The following is a 21046-nucleotide window of genomic DNA, read 5'->3' as shown; positions in this document are numbered from 1 at the left end:
GAAGTTATTGAACCACAATACCCTATAGATTCGTTATAGCTAACTCGAATAGGTTCCTGATCTAGAACATATAATGGATTAACTATAAAACTCATCCTTACCGCATGACAATATATCACAAAAATCAACTACACTAATAGATATATGCAAATTATTTGATAAATTTTTTATAAAATCATCGACAAATCAATAATCAACTCTTCAAATTGCTGATTATTAGAATATTGTAGAGTTACCTTGTCCTTTATTTGGTTTTTGAACCAAGTAATTTGCCTTTTTGCGTATTGCCTAGTCTTAATTTGTGCTAGATTTATGGCATTTTGCAAAGTAATTTCATTATTTAAATAACATAATATTTCCCGTAGACCAATGGTTTTTATTGCAGAAGAATATATATCAGGAAAATCTTTTTTAATTTGAGCTACTTCTTCAATTGCTCCTTCATTAAATAATTTTTCTAACCTAGTATTACATGTTTGATAAAGAAATTCCCTCTTTGGATGTAGAAAAATTACCTTAAAATCAAATGCTGGAAGAATAGATTTATTTTGTAAACTTTGGAAAGCAAATATAGATTGCCCGGTTTCCATAAATACTTCATAGGCTCTTATAACCCTTTGAGTGTCGTGTTCATTTAACTTCTGAACAGCTAGGTTATCTAGCTCTTTTAGTTTATAAAAAAACTGGGTCGAACCAATCTTAGAGTGTAGCTCTATAACATATTGCCTAATTTTAGGAGATATTGATGGTATTTCATTATAACCAAAAAGTAATGAATTAATATATAACCCAGTACCACCAACAATTATTGGTAACTTGCCTCTACTACGAATGTCTGTAATTTTCTCAAGAGCATGATTTACATATTGTATTACTGAAAATTCTTGTTCTATAGATAAAAAATTATAAAGATGATAAGGAATCTCATTACGGTATATTTGTGATGGCGAGGCAGTAATAATGGGAATCTGCCTATATATCTGCATAGAATCACAGTTAACTATCTCAGCATTATATATTTTAGCTAAATAATGTGCCAAATAAGACTTGCCACTAGCGGTAGGTCCACATATAACTAACATCGAGTAAATAATTTCTTTTGTGTAAGTTAGCTTGATCTTTATATATATTACGTTGATCAACTCAAGCTTTTATCAAAGCATTATATTGCAAATCTGTATTCTATCTTTCATTTTCAGACGAAACTCTTACATATTCAACCAATATTCGTAAAACATAATATTTTTTATTCATACATTATACCAAAACGGCAAAGTTTGTCGTATAGTTTTTTTGCCCTTTTTGTATATTTTTTGTTCTCTAACTCAGATGTCTGATAAACACATGTTATATATACTGCTTGTAAATAAAGAGTTGGTAAATGAAGAGCTAGGCAGTAGCAAAGTTGAGCTGTTAGGTGTACATGAGTAACGGAGCAGCTTCGATCTTTGGTTGCAGGAACACCAATTCTTGAAGTTCACCGAGTATATATATTAATATTCAAAAAAATATTCTATTTCTCTAGGGCATGTCGTCATGAGATTATAGTTGAATAATTTGTGAAGTTGGTTATACTAATTATAGTAATAGGGATAATAGTTATGGGGCTAGCACATAGAAGACATGATATAAATGATGAACTTTGGAATAAGATACAAAGGCATTTGCCTGGCAGGGAAGGTTGTTGGGGAGGGGTTGCAAAAGATAATAGAACCTTTGTAAATGCAGTAATGTGGATATTTAGGACAGGAGCTCCTTGGAGAGATTTGCCACCTGATTATGGGAATTGGAAGAATGTACACAGAAGATTCTGTAGATGGCGCGATAATGGAGTATGGGAGCATGTACTAAATATTTTTATAAATGCTCCTGATTTCGAATGGTTAATGATAGATTCAACATTTGTAAAAGTTCATAAAGCAGGACTTGGGGCAAAAGGCGGGAATCAAACGATTAGCCGTACAAAAGGGGGCTCAATACAAAGATACATATGGCCGTGGATGCGCATGGTATGCCGGTCAGAATTATTGTTACATAAGGTTCCAGAAACGATTGTACTCAAGCTTGTGAATTAACCCAAAATATAGAGGCACAGAGTACCAGCAGATAAAGCTTATGACACAAATAGCATCGTAGAATTTGCTGAGCAAGCAAATATAATTCCTGTAATACCATCAAAAAGAAACAGAAAGATTCAAAGAGAGATAGATAAGGATTTATATAAGTTAAGGCACATTATTGAAAATACATTTTAAAAATTTAAAGAATGGCGTGGTATAGCAACAAGATATGCTAAAAATACAAAATCATACATGGCAGGTCTTTGTCTAAGGGGATTACTAATGTGGGCTAAAATCTCGTGACGATATACCCTAGCATTTGTTATAAAATTGTATACGAGACACTATCAAAGATAGAAGTTGACGAGAAGTTTTGTTTAATTGTTTAGCACTTAGTAAGATTTCGCCATTCAGGTTCTAAAAGTAATATGTGAAGCACTAGAGCTTGGCAATATTACTTTTAGACAGGTTAACATCTTTGGTAGGTCTTGCTCCTTTTGCTAGAGAAAGCGGTAGTTATAAAGGTAGAAGAAGTATTTTTGAAGGTAGAGGTAATCTTCGAAGAATTCTTTATATGGCTGCAGTAGCTGCCTTACGATGTAATAAGCGTTTACGTAATTTTTATGACCACTTAATTGCTAAACATAAACCAGCAAAAGTTGCTCTTGTTGCTGTTATGCGTAAATTACTAGCTTTTATGCACTCTATTGTAAAAAATAATTCTTCTTGCAATGAAAATTTATGGTAAGTTATTATTTTCTTATTGACTTCCATTACGGATGCTGAGGTTATAATAGCATAATACCTCGAAATATTAAAGCCAATTCGGGATAAGACTTCTATTATGGGAAACGTGCTTTTCTTTAAGTTCATAGTAATCTAGTTTTGCAGTATTTTCATTAACAGACTAAGTTCCTCACGAAATTCTGTATCAATTTCACATAATTCTTCTACTTTTTTGATAGCATGCATTATTGTAGTATGATCTTTCTTACCAAATTTCTTACCGATATCAGTAAGGCTTTTTGGGGTTAATGTTTTACTTAAATACATAGCTACTTGCCTTGGTCTAGCTATTGAGCGAACACGTCTAGGAGAAGACATATCAGAAAATTTAATATTATAACGATCAGCTACTTTTCTTTGAATATCTTCAATCGTTATAATTCTTTCATTGGAACGTAGTAAGTCACGTAAAATATTTTGGGTATTTTCTAAAGTTATCTCCCTACCAACTAAAGTTGAATGAGCAATAACTTTATTAAGAGCCCCCTCTAACTCTCTGACATTTGACGTTATTTTTGATGCTAAGAATTCTACAACATTTTTAGGTATGTGAATATTCATCTGTTCAAGCTTAGATTCTAATATCCCCAATCTTAGTTCATAAGTAGTACTGTGAACATCTGCAACCAAGCCCCAACCAAGCCTAGACTTAATCCGCTCTTCAATATTATCTAAATCTGACGGTGAACGGTCACATGATATAACCATTTGACGATTATTATCAATCAAAGCATTGAAAGTATGAAAAAACTCTTCTTGAGTACTATCTTTACCAGATATAAATTGAATATCATCGATCATTAGCACGTCAACTGAACGAAATTCTTCTTTAAATGACATAACATCTTTATTACGAAGTGCTTTGATGAATTGATACATAAACTTTTCTGCCGACATGTAAATTACTTTGCGAGTCGGGTTATTATGTCTTATATACCAAGCAATAGCATGCATTAAGTGTGTCTTACCAAGACCAACACCCCCATACAAAAATAAGGGGTTAGATTCAGCTACGGCACTTTCTGATTCAGCAACTGCTCTAGAGGCTGCATATGCTAACTCATTTGGTCCACCAACTACAAAATTTTCAAAAGTAAATCGTAAGTCTAATGCTGAAAAAATGCCTTCGGAATTGAGATCCATTCCTTCTTTTATTGATGGAATTTTTGCTAAATATTCAGGTATATTTGGATTTTGTTCTAGTAATTCTTTAGTAACTATCTCAATTGATTTAATATCTTTGTCATAAGACTGCCAAGATTGCAATATATCACATGCATATTTTGATTTTATCCAATCTCGGATAAAATTTGTTGGTGTAGAAAGTATAACAGTAGTAGTAGAAGCTTCTAGAAAGTTAATCTTACTGAACCAACTTTTATACAAAGACTCACCGTAATGTTTATTAAGATCAGAACACACATGCTGCCAAATATCTCTATAATGAGCTACTTCCTTTTCTACAGTCAATTGATTTTGGTTAGTATTCACAGAACTTGCCATGGTAAATTATTTTGTTTCCAACCAGCTCCATTACCTCCTCCTTCAAAACCATCAACGATGTTGTAGCATTTTGTATAACCTAAACCACCAGCACACAAGGCCGCTTCATGAGATCGGGCACCTGAACGACAAAGGAATAATACATTATTTTTATTACTGACTTTCGACATAAACTGGTTGTTAAATTCACGATTTAATGACATATCAGGCAATAAACGCCAGCTAAGAAAAAGTACTTGATATTTATCAAGCTTTGGAATACCTATTTTTTGCCATTCTTCAGTAGTTCTAATATCAACAACAATGGTACACTCATCCATTTCTAGCAACTTATAAGCTTCTAAGGAAGATATATTTTTGATACTTATAGGCATCTGCATTTTTTTGAATATATTAAAATTTATTGAATAAGAACAAGATTTAGACTAATTGAGTATATACTACTTAATATACAGTTTACATTTTATATTTTATATTTGGTAATTGTCAAACTATCTGAATCATATTATGATATTTTTTTATAAGATTATCAATATGGACTATTTAAAAAAAGCATTCCTAGCTAAAAAATTACTATACCAAAGCAAAAATCGTGGTTGCAAAGAAACCGGGTTAATATTAGGTAAATTTGCTGAACAATTTCTTGCTAATATGGATATAGATAGTTTAACAGATTTTGCTTTAATACTTAATCAAAATGATATAGATATTTATGATTGGATTACCAATAAAACAACTCCTCCTGTTCACTTAAATTCAAAAGTAATGTTACAAATACTTAATTTTGATATTAACCGCCTATAAGCTTAATAAACAATGATACAACAACCTCTACCACTCAGTGCAAAAAGTTTTTTTGCTAATGAGTATTTCTCAAATAAACCAACTAAGAATATTTTACTTATTTTTGCCAGTGAAGATGATGCAATTAATAGCCATAAACAATTATTATTTTTTGCACAAAGCATTAAGACTAGTAATATATTATATTTTCCTAGTTTTGATACTATACCATATGATCGCATTTCGCCCCAGTCTAACATTTTATCAGAAAGAGCTAATGCACTAAGTTATTTAGCAACTAATAATGAAAAAAAATTGGTAGTTACTAATGCGGTGAATTTACTGAGCAAATTACCACCTTCGGAATTCTTAGTTAAGTCTTTTCTGAAATTACATAATAAAATGAAGTTTTCAGCGGGCAAGCTCGCCGAATTCCTAGTACATAATGGTTTTACAAGGAATAGTAGTAGCATTGATAGTGGTGAATTTTCAGTAAGAGGAGAGATAGTAGATATAATTTTGCCAGGGTATAAGGGCTATCGTATTAATTTTAGTTGGGATCACATAGAGTCAATAAGAGAATTTGATATTGACAGCCAGATTTCTACCAATAGCTGTACGGAGTTAATAATTAATTCTGCCAGTGAGGTAATATTAAATCTAGAAACAATAAAGAATTTTAGAGATAATTATCTAAAAGCTTTTGGTGTTAATTACGTGAATAGCCCTTTATATGAATCAGTAATTGAAGGAAAAAAATTTCAAGGATATGAACATTTATCTCCTTTATTCTATAATTCTTTCAGTAGCTTAATTAATTATTTAGATGACCCTATTATTATTTATGATAATTTGTCGTTACAATCAATTATTGAGCAGGAGAATAATTATACAGATCTTTACAGATCGCGGATTGAGTCTAACAAAATAAAATTAAACACATTCTATCCTGCATTGCCTCCTGAGCAGATTTACTTTACCAGTCAAGAAATACAAACTTTACTAGAACAGGATAAGAATATTTTAATTAGTCCTGAAGATTCATCTTATGCATATTCATTAGAAAAAATTATTGCAACTAGTTTTATTGAGGATAAGACAGTTTTTGATAAGCTATTTGAGATTATAGAGAACAATAATACTAAAATACCAATTATTTTTTGTCAGTCTAAAAGTAATTTGGAAAGACTGAAGAGCTTGATAAATAGCTACTCACGAGAATATATCGAGATAGACAATCTACAACAGGCAAAAATTGGTGTGATAAATCTTGCATATGTCCAACTTAGTCAAGGATTTTATAGTGATAAATATTTGTTTATTGCAGCTCACGATATTTTAGGAAAAAGTGTGGTAAACGTTCGCCAGAAAGGTGCTAAACGTAAGCTTAAAAACATTCTAATGGAATTAGATAATTTAGGCGAAGGGGAGTTAGTTGTTCATAAGGATCATGGTATTGGTCAATTTCTTAATGTTGAAACACTAGATGTTAAAGGCAAAGCTCATGATTTCCTAAAAATTTTATATGAGAATAATGATAAATTATATATTCCTGTTGAGAATATAGAGCTAATTAAGAAATATGGTAGCAGTGAAGCACAGCTAGCCAAGTTAGGTAGCAGTAGCTGGCAAAGAAGTAAGGCTAAGCTCAAGAATCGTATTACAGAAATTGCCGAGCAATTATTAGCAATAGCCGCTAAGAGGAAATTAACTGTAACTAATCCAATAGAGTTTGATCATGAAGAATATGACAAATTCTGTCAGAGATTTAAATATACCGAAACTGAAGATCAATTAAATGCCATAAATGATATTAGAAAAGATTTTGACTCAGGTATTTTAATGGATAGATTAATTTGTGGTGATGTTGGTTTTGGAAAAACTGAAGTGGCAATAAGGGCAACTTTTATGGTAGCTAAATCAAACTGTGACGTCTCCCCTCAAGTAGCCATTGTCGTACCAACTACTATTCTAGGTAAGCAGCATTATTTAAGATTTCGTAAAAGATTTAAGGATTTAGGGCTGAATATAATACAATTATCTAGCCTAGTTACCAATAGTGAGGCTAAAATTGTTAAAGAACAAATCAAAAAGGGTACAGCTAATATAATAATTGGTACACATGCCTTGCTGAGTAAGAATATAGAATTTAGTAACCTCAGATTATTAATAATTGATGAAGAGCAACATTTTGGTGTTGCTCAAAAAGAATATTTAAAGAAACTCAGAACTACAATGCATGTTCTATCTCTTTCAGCAACACCAATTCCTCGTACAATGCAAATGTCAATGGTTGGGATTAAAGACCTTAGTATCATTGCCACACCGCCAATGGATAGGTTAGAAGTTCGGACAACAGTGATGCCTTTTGATCAAGTAATTATCAGAGATGCTTTACTTAGAGAACGTTTTCGTGGTGGTAGAAGTTTTTATGTAGTGCCTAGAATTAAGGATATACCAGATATAGAGAGATACTTACAAACAATTGTACCAGAGCTAAAGTATAAAGTTGCTCATGGTCAGATGCCAGCTGCCAAAGTGGATGAGATTATGGGTGAATTTTGTGATGGTAAGTTTGATATACTCGTTTCCACCACGATAATTGAGTCTGGTATAGATATTGCAGAAGCTAATACGATGATTATTCATAAATCTGATATGCTTGGTTTGAGTCAGTTATATCAGCTTAGAGGTAGGATAGGACGAAGTAAAGTCAGAGGTTATGCCTATTTAACCTTAGCTAATTATAAGAAAATGACCGCACATTCAATAAAACGGCTAGAAATAATGCAAAGTAGCTGTACTCTTGGTTCTGGTTTTACCATTGCCAGCCATGATATGGATTTACGTGGTTTTGGCAATTTAGTAGGAGAAGAGCAGTCTGGGCAGATTAAAGAAGTAGGAGTGGAGCTTTATCAGGAGATGTTAGATGAACAAATAGCAATTCTTAAGGATGAAGTTATTGAGCAGCCAAAAGCTTTTGTGCCAATAATTAATTTGGGATTACCTGTTTTCATTTCTGACAATTATATTGCAGATTCTGCTCTTAAACTAAGTTTGTACAGAAGAGTTGGAAATTTAATTGATGATATAGATATTGAAAATTTTAAGGACGAAATGGTTGATCGTTTCGGTCCTATCCCATCAGAATTTAATAATCTACTTAATATAGTAAAAATAAAGCATAAATGCAGTAAGCTTAATATTGAAAATTTAGACTCTGGTGATCGAGGATTTGTTTTAAAATTTTATAAAGAATCAGATATAGCTGATAAGATTAGAAATTTTGTTATAAAGTATCCTCAGCAAACTAAAATAAAACCGGATACTAAGTTAGTATTTACCAAAACATTGGTAGGAAAAGATATTATAGAGGAAGCGAATAGTCTGTTGGAGCAATTATTGGTTGCATAATATCATATAGGGTGAAAAGGAATTAAAATTAGGAAAGTGAGTAAAATTAAAAAGCAATATATATGTACAAATTGTGGTAATAGTACATCAAAATGGGCAGGACAATGTTTTGATTGTGGCTTATGGGGAGCGATTGAGGAAGAGGTAATTAGTCAAGTACAAGTTAGGTTAGGCAATAACCAACAAATACAAAAGCTTGATGGTGTTGTTGTGGAATCATTACGTACTCCTACGCCTATAAATGAATTAAATAGAGTGTTGGGTGGCGGGTTGGTTTCCTCTTCAGCAATTTTAATTGGTGGTGATCCTGGAATTGGTAAATCAACTTTATTATTACACTTAGTGGCAAGTTCTTTTTGTGATAAAATTAGAATGAATTGCTTATATATAACTGGTGAGGAATCCATTGACCAAATAAAGCTAAGAGCCTTAAGATTAGGTCTTAATAATGAAACAACATCTATATTAGCTGCCACTAATATCGAAGATATTATCTCAACTATTGATGCTGATAAGAACAATATTGATTTGGTAGTAATCGATTCAATTCAGACAATGGTAACTCGCACACTATCATCACCACCTGGCACTATTTCGCAGATTCGTGCCTGTGCTAATGAATTAGTTAGCTATGCTAAGCAAAATAATATTATTATTTTACTTAGCTGTCATGTGACAAAAGATGGACAATTAGCTGGTCCTAAGTTACTCGAACATCTTGTTGATACCGTACTATATTTTGAAGGTGATCCTAATAGTCATTTTCGTATTTTGCGTTCTATTAAAAATAGATTTGGTGGAATAGGAGAAATCGGTGTTTTTGAGATGACTGCTAGTGGTCTTATGGAAGTCTCTAGTCCTTCCGAGCTATTTCTGATGAAAAGGGATAAAAATGTTAGCGGAACAACAGTATTTGCTGGAATTGAAGGATCTAGACCGTTATTAATTGAGATTCAGGCATTAATTGCCCCTTCCAATATGCCAATGCCAAGACGTTCGGTTGTAGGATGGGATTTAAATAGATTATCAATGATAATAGCTGTACTTAATGTATGGTTTGGTCTTAACTTAACTTCTAAGGAAGTATATTTAACTGTTGCAGCTGCTTTAATTTCTGCAGCAAATAATAAAGCTGTGCTAGAACATAGTGTTTTTTTTGGAGAAATTGGTTTATCTGGTGAAATAAGAAAAGTCAATGCAGCAGAAATGAGAATAAAAGAAGCAACGAAATTAGGATTCAATAAATTAATTTGCTCCAAACTTGAAAAGTTAAGCAATAACCTAATTTGCCCAATTAGTAATATACAAGAATTGAAAGAGTGGATATAGTTAAAATTCACACTTATGAAATTCTAATAACCCTATTCGGGATAAGAATTATAATTCTTATCCCGAATTAGCTGTGATATAAAGAAAAATGTACTCTTGAAGCGGTTCTGTGAGTACATTTTAACTTTTTTACCGTTCAATAGATGATTTTAATAATTAAAATCATCTATTGAACGCAAATGATATTTTAACAATCAGGTGTAGAACCGCTTCAAACCTTATTGTTTCTATATATACAGCCGAATTTGGGATAACTTGTTATCCCGAATTCGCGTTAATAGTATTATTAGAATCTTATTTGACTATTTTACCTTAGTTCGATGGGAGACATCGGTTTAATAGTTCCGATTATCTGTTTCTTGAAATGTCTTAATTGTTTTTTTAATTGTAGCACTTATGAAACACTTATTTTAAGATGAGTTTTATAAATTAAGGATTCCATCTTTGACAAAGTAGCGTAAAAGTGTTACGCTACTTTTAACCACAAAAAAGCATAGAACCCCAATTTTGGATAAGAATTAGTTAATTCTTATCCAAAATTGGCTTTAATATAAGGAAAAATGCATTCTTAAAGCGGTTAACGCGAATACATTTTAAACCTTTCTAAAGCTAAAAACATGATTTTAAAAGATTAAAATCATGTTTTTAGCAAAATGGATTGCCACGCTCACATACGTTTGCTCGCTAATAGACATATACGTCTATAAAACGTCTATTAGCGAGGAGACCGTAGGTCGACGAAGCAATATATATAATTTCACCGAATTTAGGATACTCAAATGATCCTACGAATTGGATTTGAAAATGAATGGTGAGAAGGCGTAGCATACATATAGTATAGTTACACATGCGAATCCATGATATTTTCAAAAAACAATTCTTCAAAACAGAAGAGTAGATAAGAATTTGTCAATTCTTATCCCAAATTCGCGTATAGAAAAATACCAAGTTTATTATATAGGAGCAATTTAATTACTAATACTTCAAAAATACTTATTATTGATAATCAGAAAGCATTAAATGAATTCTGTCGACAGTTATTGGATTGTAAGACTATAAGTGTTGATACTGAGTTCTTGCGTAAAAATACCTATTTTGCTCAGCTTAGCATAATTCAAATTATGGCCAGTAGTTATAAAGTGATAATTGACACTTTGAGCAATTTGGATCTTTCTCCTATTAACGAAATATTTCTGAACGATAAAATTCTTAAAATAGTTCACGCCCCTAGAGAGGATTTTGAGATATTTTATCGTTTATTTAAGAAACTGCCAAAAAATGTTTTTGACATACAAATTGCTGCTGGTATTTGCGATTTTGGTAAACATTTAAGTTATTCGGATATATGTAGCAAAATTTGCTTTGTTCACATTGATAAAACTTACCAAAGGTCTGATTGGTTAAAGCGTCCAATTAATGCTAATATGTTAAATTATGCTATTAAAGATGTTGAATATTTAGAACCGGTTTACAAGGTATTACAACAAGTAATTCAAGATAATAACTTACAAAACCAATATGACGAGCAAATAAAATCTTTGCTTAATATTGAAAATTATATTATTAATGTACAAAAAGCTTGGCAAAAAGTTAGATTCAATAATCATTCAGAGTCTTTTATTCATAAAATGAAAATTATGGCAGCTTATAGGGAGGAACAAGCCAGTACAATAGATTTACCAAGGAGACATTTTATTTCTGATGAGGAATTAGTACAGATTTGTCAATATTTACCTACCAGTAATAAAGATTTTGAAAATCTTAAATTAAATAGTCGCTATCTTAGTAAACAAAAATATAGAACTCAATTAGCAGATATGTGTCTTGCTATACAAGAATTAGGTGAATAAAGGTACTTTATTTATGTTAATTGTGGAATAAATTTGCTATTTTCTAAAAGGTTAAGTAAAACAGCATCTGATATCTTTTGGCTTTTATAGCATGGCAATTTTTACTATAGTTTTTTTTAAAACCATTTCTGTATTACTGAGTGTATTAATTGGTTTTTTAGCAGGAAGATATTCTAAAGTTGAGAGAGATAGTATAGCTTCTTTGTTATTCTATTTTATATCTCCTATTGTTTTTTTTGCTATTCCCGCCAGTACTACTTTGACTTTATCAGCATTAAGCGTTACTGTAGTTGTTTTTTTCATTGCCACTTCGTTATCAATATTTTCCTACTATTTTTTTGGGCGATATTGGCTTGATCATACACGAAACATTATAGCATTATCTGCAGGTACCGCTAATGGTGGTTATTTTATGCTGCCAATAGCCGCTACTCTCTTTGATGATTATGTTTTAAGCATCTATATGATGGCAGTTATAGGAATAAATATTTTCGAATCATCAGTAGGCTTTTATATTTGTGTTAGGAGCTTTGCTAATAGTAGTGAAAGTATCTTGAAGGTTGTAAAGTTACCAATTTTAAACGGTTTTTTACTTGGTTGTTTATTTAGTTTTGCTGGTTTTACTTTACCTGATTTCCTAGATGATTTTATATATAACATGCGGGGGGCATTTTCTATACTTGGTATGGTTATGGTTGGTTTAGCTCTTTCAGCTTTGCAAAAGTTTGAAATAGACATAAAGTTTACTTTAGCTACTTTCATGGCAAAATTTTTATTCTATCCACTAGGGGTTAACATATTTATTCTTTTGGATAAGTTTGTTTTAGGATGGTATGATGAGAATTATTATAATGCTTTAAGGCTTCTTTCAACTGCTCCTATGGCAGCAAACGTAATTGTCATAGCCAGTTTACAAAAATTCTATCCAGAAAAAGTTGCTACCACAGTATTTCTTTCCCTGCTTTTTGGTGTAGTATATATACCAGTTATGGTAACTATATTTTTAAGTGATTTGAATTAATTATTATAGCTAACCTGATTAATGCGAAATTATAGATTGCTTCGTCGCTAATAGCGTCTGTGAATTTGGTGTAATGCTAGTCAGGTTAGCTATAGCACTAATGATATAAAAAAATGATACAAAAATTTATCCAAGTTGGACCTTATATTAATTGGTTAGGCTCACAATATATTCCAGCTCATAAAATAGCTTATCTTGAGTTTGGTGACCCTAATAATGAAAATGTAATAATTTGTACCCATGGTTTAACTAGGAATGCTCATGATTTTGATAAAATCGCTATGGTATTAAGTGATAATTTTCGAGTAATTGCTATAGATTATCCAGGACGTGGGGATAGTGATGTTTTTAAAATGAAAAAGCATTATAATTATCAAGTATATGTAAAAGATACGGTGCTTTTTTTAAAAAAATTAGGTATTAACAACTGTATTTGGCTTGGTACTTCCATGGGTGGAATAATTGGTTATGTGCTAGCTAGTAAATATAAGGAACTTATCAAAGCAATGATTATAAATGATGTAGGACCTTTTATTCCCGCATCTACTCTAGTTAAAATCGGTCAATATGCAGGTCAAACTCCCTCATTTGTTGATTTAGTTAGTGCCAAGCAACATTTAAAGCTAATATATAGCCAATTCGGTATTAGTAGTGAGGAAGATTGGGATCATCTTACCAAATATAGTTTTATAAAAATCCAAGATGGAAAATATAAAATGAATTATGATCCTGCCATAGTACAAGGTATGAATGCTAATGCAAATAAGCCAAAAAATGTTGATATATGGACTATATGGAATAAGATTGTTTGTAAATTGTTGGTTATCCACGGGGCTAAATCAGAAATTTTGCAACAATCTACTATTGAGAAGATGAAAGAAACCAAAGATTTTGATTTGTTCGTTGTTGATTATGCTGGTCATGTACCTTCATTAATGACCGATGATCAGATTAGTTATATAAAATCTTGGGTAAATGCTTTGAAAATATAAAAATTTAGGTTGTTATGAATCGTTCTACTAAAGTACTTATTATAGGGTCAGGTCCTGCTGGACTGAGTGCAGCAATCTATACAGCTAGGGCAGCACTAAAACCAATATTATTGCATGGTATGCAGCCAGGTGGGCAGCTAACTATTACTACAGATGTTGAAAATTATCCAGGTTTTGCAGAGCCTATTCAAGGTCCATGGTTAATGGAACAAATGACGCAACAGGCAAAAAATGTTGGTGCAGAAATTATCTATGATTATGTAGAAAAGGTTGATTTTTCAAAAAAACCCTTAGTGGTAACCACCTCGTCTGGTATAATTAGGGCGGACAGCGTTATAATATGTACCGGTGCAGAAGCAAGGTGGCTGAATATTCCTTCCGAAGCACAATTCAAAGGATATGGTGTCTCAGCTTGTGCTACTTGTGATGGTTTTTTTTTCAAGAATCAGGATGTATTAGTTATTGGTGGGGGGAATAGTGCTGTTGAAGAGGCATTATATTTAACTAATCATGCACGTCAGGTGACTATTGTTCATCGCCGGGATAGTTTTAGAGCCGAGAAGATTTTACAAGAGAGATTATTTAGAAATCCCAAAATATCGGTCATTTGGAATCATAGACTGATTGAGGTCATTGGTACTGATAATCCTAAATCGGTTAATTCAGCCAAGCTTGAAAACACTCAAACAGGGGAGCTTAGTTCAATTAATTGTACTGGTATATTCGTAGCAATTGGTCATATGCCGAATACTGGTTTGTTCAAAGGGCAACTAGATATAGATAGTGATAATTATATTATTACTAAACCAAATTCAACGGAAACCAGTGTTAAAGGTGTTTTCGCTGCTGGAGATGTACAAGATAAAATTTTTAGACAAGCAGTTACCGCTGCTGGTACAGGATGCATGGCGGCTTTGGAAGTAGAAAAGTTTTTAAATCATTAAATTAAAATTATGTCTCGTAGTAAAAAAGTGAGTGATAAAATAGATAAGTCAAGCGGATCAAGTGAGTCAAGTATAATTTTGCCTGTTGCTCGAACTTTGCCAGCAAATGTTCAGGCCGAGCAAATGTTAATAGGAGCAATTTTAGTCAACCATGATTACTTAAATACTGTCTCAGAATTCCTAAGACCAGATCATTTTTTTGAGTCGATACATCAAAAGATTTATAATGCTATTGAAGTTATTACCGAAAAAGGCTTAATTGCTACTCCAGTAACGCTTAGAAGCATGTTAGAACGAGACGAATTATTTCAGCAATTAGGTGGCAGTGACTATCTAAATAAGCTGGCTACTCTGTCAATGATGGTAATTAATCCTCTTGATTATGGAAGAATAATCTATGATTTGGCAGTAAGGCGTAATTTAATTCAGATAGGGGAGGAGGTAGTTAATAATGCTTATGACTCCTCTTTAGAATATGATGCAAGTCAACAAATAGAGCATGCAGAGGGTAAACTCTATAACCTTGCTAGTGAAGGAGTTAATGACAAGAGTTTTGTTAAAATTGCTGTTTCTCTCTCGGAGTCCCTTGCCAATATTAACAGAGCAATGAAGAATTCTAATCATGTAATAGGTATTTCTACAGGATTAATTGATTTAGATAAGGAGTTATCAGGTTTTCATAACTCAGATTTAGTTGTCATTGCTGCACGCCCATCAATGGGGAAAACAGCTTTTGCCATAAATCTTGCGATAAATGCTTGTAATTCTATGAAGTTAAAAAATAAGGAACAAGAAAAAGATAAGTCAGTAGGTTTTTTCTCTCTTGAAATGTCATCTGAGCAGCTTGCTACTCGTATTCTTTCCATGCATACTGAAATTAACTCGTCTTCGCTACGTACAGGTCATGTGACGGAAGAACATTATAATCGATTACGTAGAGAAGTTATAGATCTGTCAAGCCTACCATTTCTTATTGATGATACGCCAGCTTTATCTATTGCAGCTATTCGTACTAGGGCAAGAAAAATGAAGCGTAAACATAACCTTGGTATATTATTTATAGATTATCTGCAGTTAATTAGAGGGATAAATAAATATGATAATAGAGTAAATGAAATTTCAGAAATTACTCAAGGATTGAAAGCTATAGCCAAAGAATTAAATATTCCAGTAATTGCTTTATCACAATTATCTAGAGCTGTAGAACTTAGAGAAGATAAGAGACCAATGTTATCTGACTTGCGAGAATCTGGGTCTATTGAACAAGATGCGGATATAGTGATGTTTATTTATCGAGAAGAATATTATCTAACTCGTAAAGAGCCTTCTTCAGGTAATGAAGAACATGCAAAGTGGCAAAATAATATAAATCAAGTATATAATATTGCGGATATTATAATAGCAAAACATCGTAATGGTCGTGTTGGTAGCGTAAAACTTCACTATGATGGTCAGTATTCAAAATTTAATAATTTACAGAAAACACTATAGACCCCCATTCGGGATAAGAATTAATTAATTCTTATCCCGAATGGGCTTTAATATAAGGAAAAATGCATTCTTAAAGCGGCTAACGCGAATGCATTTTAAACCTTTCTAAAGCTAAAATCATGTTTTTAGCAAAATATTAATTTAACAATCAGATGCAGAGCCGTCTCAAATCTGATTATTTCGATAATTTCACTGAATTTGGATAAGAATTGACAAATTCTTATCCCGAATTCGCGTTATAGGAATAATAAATGCTCAAGAAACCTTTAATATTTGGCATTGCTGGTACTAGTTTGACTGTGCAAGAAAGGGAATTATTTTTAGAAAATCCAATATATGGCTTTATTCTCTTTAAAAGAAATATTGTAGATCGAGAACAGTTACTAAAGTTAGTACAAGATTTAAGAGGCTTATATGACTATAATATATTGATTTTTGTCGATCAGGAGGGGGGCAGGGTTGCAAGGTTGAAGCCACCTATCATAGATATAGAATATCCCCCTGCTGGTGATTTCGGTAGAATATATGATCAAGAAGGTTCAGAGAATGCATATTTAAAAGTTTTTGCAAATTATTCAAGTCTGATGAAGAGTTTAAAAGAATATAGAATAGACTCGCCATGTTGTCCAGTTGCTGATTTGCGTTACCCTTATACTGATAATGCTATTGGAGATCGTAGCTTTGGAGATTCTGTAGTAAAAGTAGTTGGCTTATGTGCAAAAACAATAGAGGCGATAGAAGGGCAGGGAGGTATTGCCATTATTAAGCATATACCAGGGCATGGTCGAGCTACGTGTGATAGTCATTATAAGTTGCCGCGTGTTACCAGTTCGCTTGCTGAATTAAATAATACAGATTTTGAAGTGTTTAGACAACTATCTAAAAATGTTAAGGCAGGATGGGCTATGACAGGTCACATTGTATTTGAGGCTTTAGATACCAATCTACCAGTAACTTTATCGCCCACTGCTATAAAGTTCATTAGAAATGACATTGGTTTTAAAGGTATATTAGTTTCAGATGATATTTGTATGCTTGCCCTGCATGGTGAAATTGGAGCTAAATACTCAATAGTTAAAAAACCTCTGACGATTTTTGAAAAGCAGGATTCTACAACTACGATAAGTAATCAAGATTTAGAAAAACTTATTGAATACGGAATTATTAAAGACAAATCCGACCAAACCGGACTAAAAAAATATTTAGTAGAAGAATTCCCAAAACTGAAGGCAGAATTTGTTACAAGTATAGTTGAAGTTGCTAGACAAACTATTGTAGCTGGTTGTGACTTAGTACTACATTGTAGTGGTGATATACAAGAAATGACTGCTGTTTGCAGGGCAGTTTAAAAGTCCCAACTAATGATAGAAAAGTTTGTTTTTTAAAATGCATAAATGTCATTGCGAGAAGCCGCAAAGCGGCGACGTGGCAATCTTGTGAAGGAGACCTTACTTCATGAAGATTGCCACAGCACCTAACGGTGCTTCGCAATGACGATTTTTTAACTTTCAAGAGTTGTTTTTACAACTCTTGAAAAGAGCAAATAGTAGGATACTTTATTTTATAACAGTTACAGCTCTACGGTTCTGTGCCCAAGCTGCTTCGTCACAACCCATAACAGCTGGTTTCTCTTTACCGTAAGAGATAGTATCAAGTCTGTTATTATCAATTCCTAGACCAATCAAGTATTTTCGTACAGCTTCTGCTCTTCTTTCACCAAGTGCTAAGTTATACTCTCTTGTGCCTCTTTCATCACAATGTCCTTCAATAGTAGTTTTAGTACAACAATGTTTTTTTAACCAAACCGCTTGTTTATTTAGCTGTTCTTTTGATTTACTTGAAAGATCTGATTTATTCAAAGCAAAAAATACCCTATCACCAACATTTCTTTCGAAATCAGCAGCTAAAGAACTTTCCTCGACACTAGGAGTCACCTCCGCTTCTGTCGGTTTCTTTTTAGTACCACACCCAGAAAGCACAAATAGTGCTAAAAAAGCTATTGCAGTTTTTTTTATTAGCATAACAAACTCCTTAATTTAAATAAAGCTATTGATTATATTTGCTTAACAGAAAAAATTGTTAAACATCCTACCTGTGTATTATATATTATCATACTGTTACTTAAAAGCCTAAAATAGTTTTAGCATTAAACTCTTGGATAAATGTGGTAAAAATATCGTATATAGCCGACGTTTAATAATTCAGAACTTAGATAACAGCTCCTTTATTATATCTTGTAACTTTCCTACTTTACTTACATCCGTGCCACCAGCCTGGGCTATATTCGCCTGACCACCACCGCCGCTACCGCCAAGGAATACAGACACTTCTTTAGCTAAGTTACCTGCATGAACCTTATTGCTAATTTCTTTACTAACCGCAATAGTAATAGATAATTTACCCTGCAAATCAGGCATACCTATATATACAATCACTAGATTATCTGACTTATCAACTATTCGCTGAGCAGATAAGCGTAATATTTTAGTATCCGAATTTTGTACTAGTTTATAGATAAATTGTATGCTCTTCTGCTTTGAGTATATATCGGAGATACTGACTGATTCTTTGGCAATCTGCTCAATATTCAAGTCAAGCATCGAGACCTGAGTAGCTACTAACTTATCTTCTAATTGTTTTTTACTGGCAATCAGGTTATTTACTTTATCAGTAATTTCATTCTTACCTATTTTTAAGGTTGAAGACAAGTCATCAATTATAGTATCGTTTTGTCTAATTAATTTTAAGGCAAATTCACCACAAACAGCTTCTATCCTTCGAACGCCAGCTGCAACGCTACTTTCGCTAATAATTTTAAATATTCCAATATCACCAGTTCTACTAACATGCGTGCCACCACATAACTCAAGCGAGTTGCCCATTGCCACCACTCTTACTTCAGAATCATATTTCTCACCAAATAAAGCCATAGCACCTGCCTTAATAGCTTCATCTGTTGACATTAATGTTGTGGTAACCTTAAAATTATCAGTGATAATTTGATTTACCTTATCTTCTATCAATATAACTTCTTGTTTTGTTAGTGGTGTCATATGGCTAATATCAAAACGCAGACGATCATGTGCTACGAGCGATCCTTTTTGTGTTACATGTTTGCCCAGCACTTCATGTAATACTGTATGTAATATATGAGTTGCAGAATGATGAATTCTTAAATTTTTACGGTACTTGACATCAATAGCAAAATCAGCACTATCTCCTGCTTGGATAGCTCCTTCCTGTAAAACACATATATGAGCAATTATTGAACCAAGATATTTTAAAGTATCTATTACTCTAATTTTGCTGCCTGTTGATTTGATAAAGCCTATATCTCCCATCTGTCCACCAGATTCTCCATAAAAAGGAGTTTGATTACTAATTAGAATAAATTGCTCTTCGCTAGTTTCTATATTGTTGACTAACTTATTATCTTTAATTAGAGCTAATATCTTACCTTCTGCCTTATCCAAAGAGTAACCCAAAAATTCAGTACTACCAAATTCGCCTTTAATATCAAACCATATTTGGTCAATTTGTGACTCATTTGAACCTAACCAAGATTTTCTAGCCCTTTCTTTTTGCTCTTGCATCTTATTATTAAAGCTATCAAGATCAACTGATATCTGTTTACCTTTTAATATGTCTTCAGTTAAATCGAGAGGAAAACCATATGTATCATATAATTTAAAGGCTATCTCTCCTGAAAGTTCTGAATTTTTACTAAGATGCTGTGTTTCATCGTCAAGCAGCTTAAGACCTCGTTCAAGAGTTGCTTTAAATCTTAATTCTTCCTGTTCCAAGATACTACGGGTAAAAGCCTCAGCCCTCTTCAGTTCAGGATAAGTTGCACCCATAAGATCTACTAATTTTGCTAGCAATCGGTGCATTAAAGGTTCACTGCTACCAAGTATATGTGCATGCCTCATACTCCGACGCATAATACGCCTAAGTACATATCCTCTGCCTTCATTTGACGGCATGACACCATCACTAATTAGAAAGGCACAAGCTCGTAAATGATCAGCAATAACACGGTAAGAAAATTTTGCTTCCCCTTCTACTTTAACTTTTACTATACTTTCCGTATAAGCAATTATTTCCTTAAATAAATCTATGTCATAATTATCATATACATTTTGCAATACAGCACTAATACGTTCTAGTCCCATGCCGGTATCAACGGATTGTTTAGGTAAGGCAATCCTAGTCTTGCTATCCAATTGTTCAAATTGCATAAAGACCATATTCCAAATCTCAATATATCGATCGCCATCTTGATCTTTTGTACCAGGTAAGCCACCTGGTATCTTCTCTCCATGATCATAGAAAATTTCTGAACATGGTCCACAAGGTCCGGTATCTCCATCTCCCATTGACCAAAAATTATCATTGGTTGCTATTTTAATAATTCGGTCATCACTTAAATTAGCAATCTTTTTCCAATAGCTTGCTGCTTCTTCATCAGTATGATAAACAGTTACATATAGTTTTTCTTTGGCGATAGCAAATTCCTTGGTTAAGAGATTCCACGCGTAATATATTGCTTGTTCTTTAAAATAATCACCAAAAGAAAAATTACCTAACATTTCAAAGAACGTATGATGTCGTGCAGTATAACCAACATTTTCAAGATCATTATGCTTACCACCAGCCCGTAGTGATTTCTGACTAGTAGTGGCTCTTTGATAGTTTCTAGTTTCCTGACCGGTAAAAACATTTTTAAATTGTACCATCCCGGAATTAACAAACATTAAACTAGGATCATTATAAGGAATTAGGGAACTAGCTGGAACGTGTATATGATTATTTGCAACAAAATAACTTATAAATTTACTTCTAATTTCTTCAGTGGTAAGTTTAGTCATTAGTA

15 protein-coding genes and 1 pseudogene are annotated in these 21046 nt (G+C 32.7%); 11 read left to right on the top strand and 5 right to left on the bottom strand.

Annotated features, from left to right (window positions below; all coding sequences use genetic code 11):
- Positions 1-167: 167 nt before the first annotated feature.
- Positions 168-1082, bottom strand: a complete 915-nt coding sequence (gene miaA, locus AAHM86_RS01980; protein ID WP_342268100.1) for a tRNA (adenosine(37)-N6)-dimethylallyltransferase MiaA — start codon at positions 1080-1082, stop codon at positions 168-170.
- A gap of 519 nt (positions 1083-1601) precedes the next feature.
- On the opposite strand from miaA, the pseudogene AAHM86_RS01975 reads away from it, so the two are divergent.
- Positions 1602-2363 (top strand): annotated as a pseudogene (locus AAHM86_RS01975) (IS5 family transposase).
- Positions 2364-2505: 142 nt separating this feature from the next.
- On the top strand, positions 2506-2808 hold the full coding sequence (locus tag AAHM86_RS01970) for a transposase (RefSeq protein ID WP_342268099.1): 303 nt from the start codon (positions 2506-2508) through the stop codon (positions 2806-2808).
- A 131-nt stretch (positions 2809-2939) separates the two neighbouring features.
- On the opposite strand, the gene dnaA is transcribed toward AAHM86_RS01970, so the two are convergent.
- Both dnaA and AAHM86_RS01960 read right to left on the bottom strand, forming a co-directional pair.
- On the bottom strand, positions 2940-4349 hold the full coding sequence (dnaA, locus tag AAHM86_RS01965; RefSeq protein WP_410521562.1) for a chromosomal replication initiator protein DnaA: 1410 nt from the start codon (positions 4347-4349) through the stop codon (positions 2940-2942).
- Positions 4334-4723, bottom strand: coding sequence for a rhodanese-like domain-containing protein (locus AAHM86_RS01960; protein ID WP_410521561.1), 390 nt, complete (start codon positions 4721-4723; stop codon positions 4334-4336). The genes dnaA and AAHM86_RS01960 overlap by 16 nt, the downstream gene beginning before the upstream one ends.
- Before the next feature lie 133 nt (positions 4724-4856).
- Between AAHM86_RS01960 and AAHM86_RS01955 the strand changes: the two genes are divergently transcribed.
- The 9 genes from AAHM86_RS01955 (at position 4857) to AAHM86_RS01915 (ending at position 17522) form a co-directional block, all read left to right on the top strand.
- Positions 4857-5153: a succinate dehydrogenase assembly factor 2 gene (locus AAHM86_RS01955; RefSeq protein ID WP_341755077.1), complete on the top strand. Its 297-nt coding sequence runs from the start codon at positions 4857-4859 to the stop codon at positions 5151-5153.
- Positions 5154-5165: 12 nt separating this feature from the next.
- Entirely contained in the window at positions 5166-8546 is a 3381-nt protein-coding gene (gene mfd / locus AAHM86_RS01950) for a transcription-repair coupling factor (protein ID WP_342268098.1), read from the top strand.
- Positions 8547-8582: 36 nt separating this feature from the next.
- Complete coding sequence (gene radA / locus AAHM86_RS01945) at positions 8583-9875, top strand: DNA repair protein RadA (RefSeq protein ID WP_342268097.1); 1293 nt, start codon at positions 8583-8585, stop codon at positions 9873-9875.
- Between the two features lie 989 nt (positions 9876-10864).
- On the top strand, positions 10865-11725 hold the full coding sequence (locus AAHM86_RS01940; protein ID WP_342268350.1) for a ribonuclease D: 861 nt from the start codon (positions 10865-10867) through the stop codon (positions 11723-11725).
- Between the two features lie 91 nt (positions 11726-11816).
- Entirely contained in the window at positions 11817-12746 is a 930-nt protein-coding gene (locus AAHM86_RS01935) for an AEC family transporter (RefSeq protein ID WP_342268096.1), read from the top strand.
- Positions 12747-12859: 113 nt separating this feature from the next.
- The gene (locus AAHM86_RS01930) at positions 12860-13738 is read left to right on the top strand and encodes an alpha/beta hydrolase (RefSeq protein WP_342268095.1); all 879 of its coding nucleotides are present in this window, start codon (positions 12860-12862) and stop codon (positions 13736-13738) included.
- Between the two features lie 14 nt (positions 13739-13752).
- Complete coding sequence (gene trxB, locus AAHM86_RS01925) at positions 13753-14682, top strand: thioredoxin-disulfide reductase (RefSeq protein WP_341747270.1); 930 nt, start codon at positions 13753-13755, stop codon at positions 14680-14682.
- Between the two features lie 9 nt (positions 14683-14691).
- A complete protein-coding gene (locus AAHM86_RS01920; protein ID WP_342268094.1) occupies positions 14692-16173 on the top strand; it encodes a replicative DNA helicase in 1482 nt (493 codons plus the stop codon).
- 251 nt (positions 16174-16424) lie between these two features.
- On the top strand, positions 16425-17522 hold the full coding sequence (locus AAHM86_RS01915; RefSeq protein ID WP_342268093.1) for a glycoside hydrolase family 3 N-terminal domain-containing protein: 1098 nt from the start codon (positions 16425-16427) through the stop codon (positions 17520-17522).
- A 207-nt stretch (positions 17523-17729) separates the two neighbouring features.
- Here AAHM86_RS01915 and pal read toward each other — a convergent pair whose 3' ends face one another.
- Together pal and alaS are read right to left on the bottom strand one after the other, a co-directional pair.
- Positions 17730-18194, bottom strand: a complete 465-nt coding sequence (gene pal / locus AAHM86_RS01910) for a peptidoglycan-associated lipoprotein Pal (RefSeq protein WP_342268092.1) — start codon at positions 18192-18194, stop codon at positions 17730-17732.
- Between the two features lie 180 nt (positions 18195-18374).
- Entirely contained in the window at positions 18375-21041 is a 2667-nt protein-coding gene (gene alaS, locus AAHM86_RS01905; RefSeq protein WP_342268091.1) for an alanine--tRNA ligase, read from the bottom strand.
- Positions 21042-21046 lie beyond the last annotated feature (5 nt).

It is taken from the genome of Candidatus Tisiphia endosymbiont of Empis tessellata (genome assembly GCF_964031035.1).
GTDB lineage: Bacteria > Pseudomonadota > Alphaproteobacteria > Rickettsiales > Rickettsiaceae > Tisiphia.
Note: the sequence above shows the minus strand (reverse complement) of the source record. Positions and strands in the feature narration are given on the sequence as shown.

Coding starts and splice junctions, on each gene's coding strand:
- trxB (WP_341747270.1), top strand. CDS start 13,753: ATGAATCGTTCTACTAAAGTACTTATTATAGGGTCAGGTCCTGCTGGA.
- AAHM86_RS01930 (WP_342268095.1), top strand. CDS start 12,860: ATGATACAAAAATTTATCCAAGTTGGACCTTATATTAATTGGTTAGGC.
- alaS (WP_342268091.1), bottom strand. CDS start 21,041: ATGACTAAACTTACCACTGAAGAAATTAGAAGTAAATTTATAAGTTAT.
- AAHM86_RS01935 (WP_342268096.1), top strand. CDS start 11,817: ATGGCAATTTTTACTATAGTTTTTTTTAAAACCATTTCTGTATTACTG.
- pal (WP_342268092.1), bottom strand. CDS start 18,194: ATGCTAATAAAAAAAACTGCAATAGCTTTTTTAGCACTATTTGTGCTT.
- AAHM86_RS01920 (WP_342268094.1), top strand. CDS start 14,692: ATGTCTCGTAGTAAAAAAGTGAGTGATAAAATAGATAAGTCAAGCGGA.
- miaA (WP_342268100.1), bottom strand. CDS start 1,082: ATGTTAGTTATATGTGGACCTACCGCTAGTGGCAAGTCTTATTTGGCA.
- AAHM86_RS01955 (WP_341755077.1), top strand. CDS start 4,857: ATGATATTTTTTTATAAGATTATCAATATGGACTATTTAAAAAAAGCA.
- AAHM86_RS01960 (WP_410521561.1), bottom strand. CDS start 4,723: ATGCCTATAAGTATCAAAAATATATCTTCCTTAGAAGCTTATAAGTTG.
- mfd (WP_342268098.1), top strand. CDS start 5,166: ATGATACAACAACCTCTACCACTCAGTGCAAAAAGTTTTTTTGCTAAT.
- AAHM86_RS01915 (WP_342268093.1), top strand. CDS start 16,425: ATGCTCAAGAAACCTTTAATATTTGGCATTGCTGGTACTAGTTTGACT.
- dnaA (WP_410521562.1), bottom strand. CDS start 4,349: ATGGCAAGTTCTGTGAATACTAACCAAAATCAATTGACTGTAGAAAAG.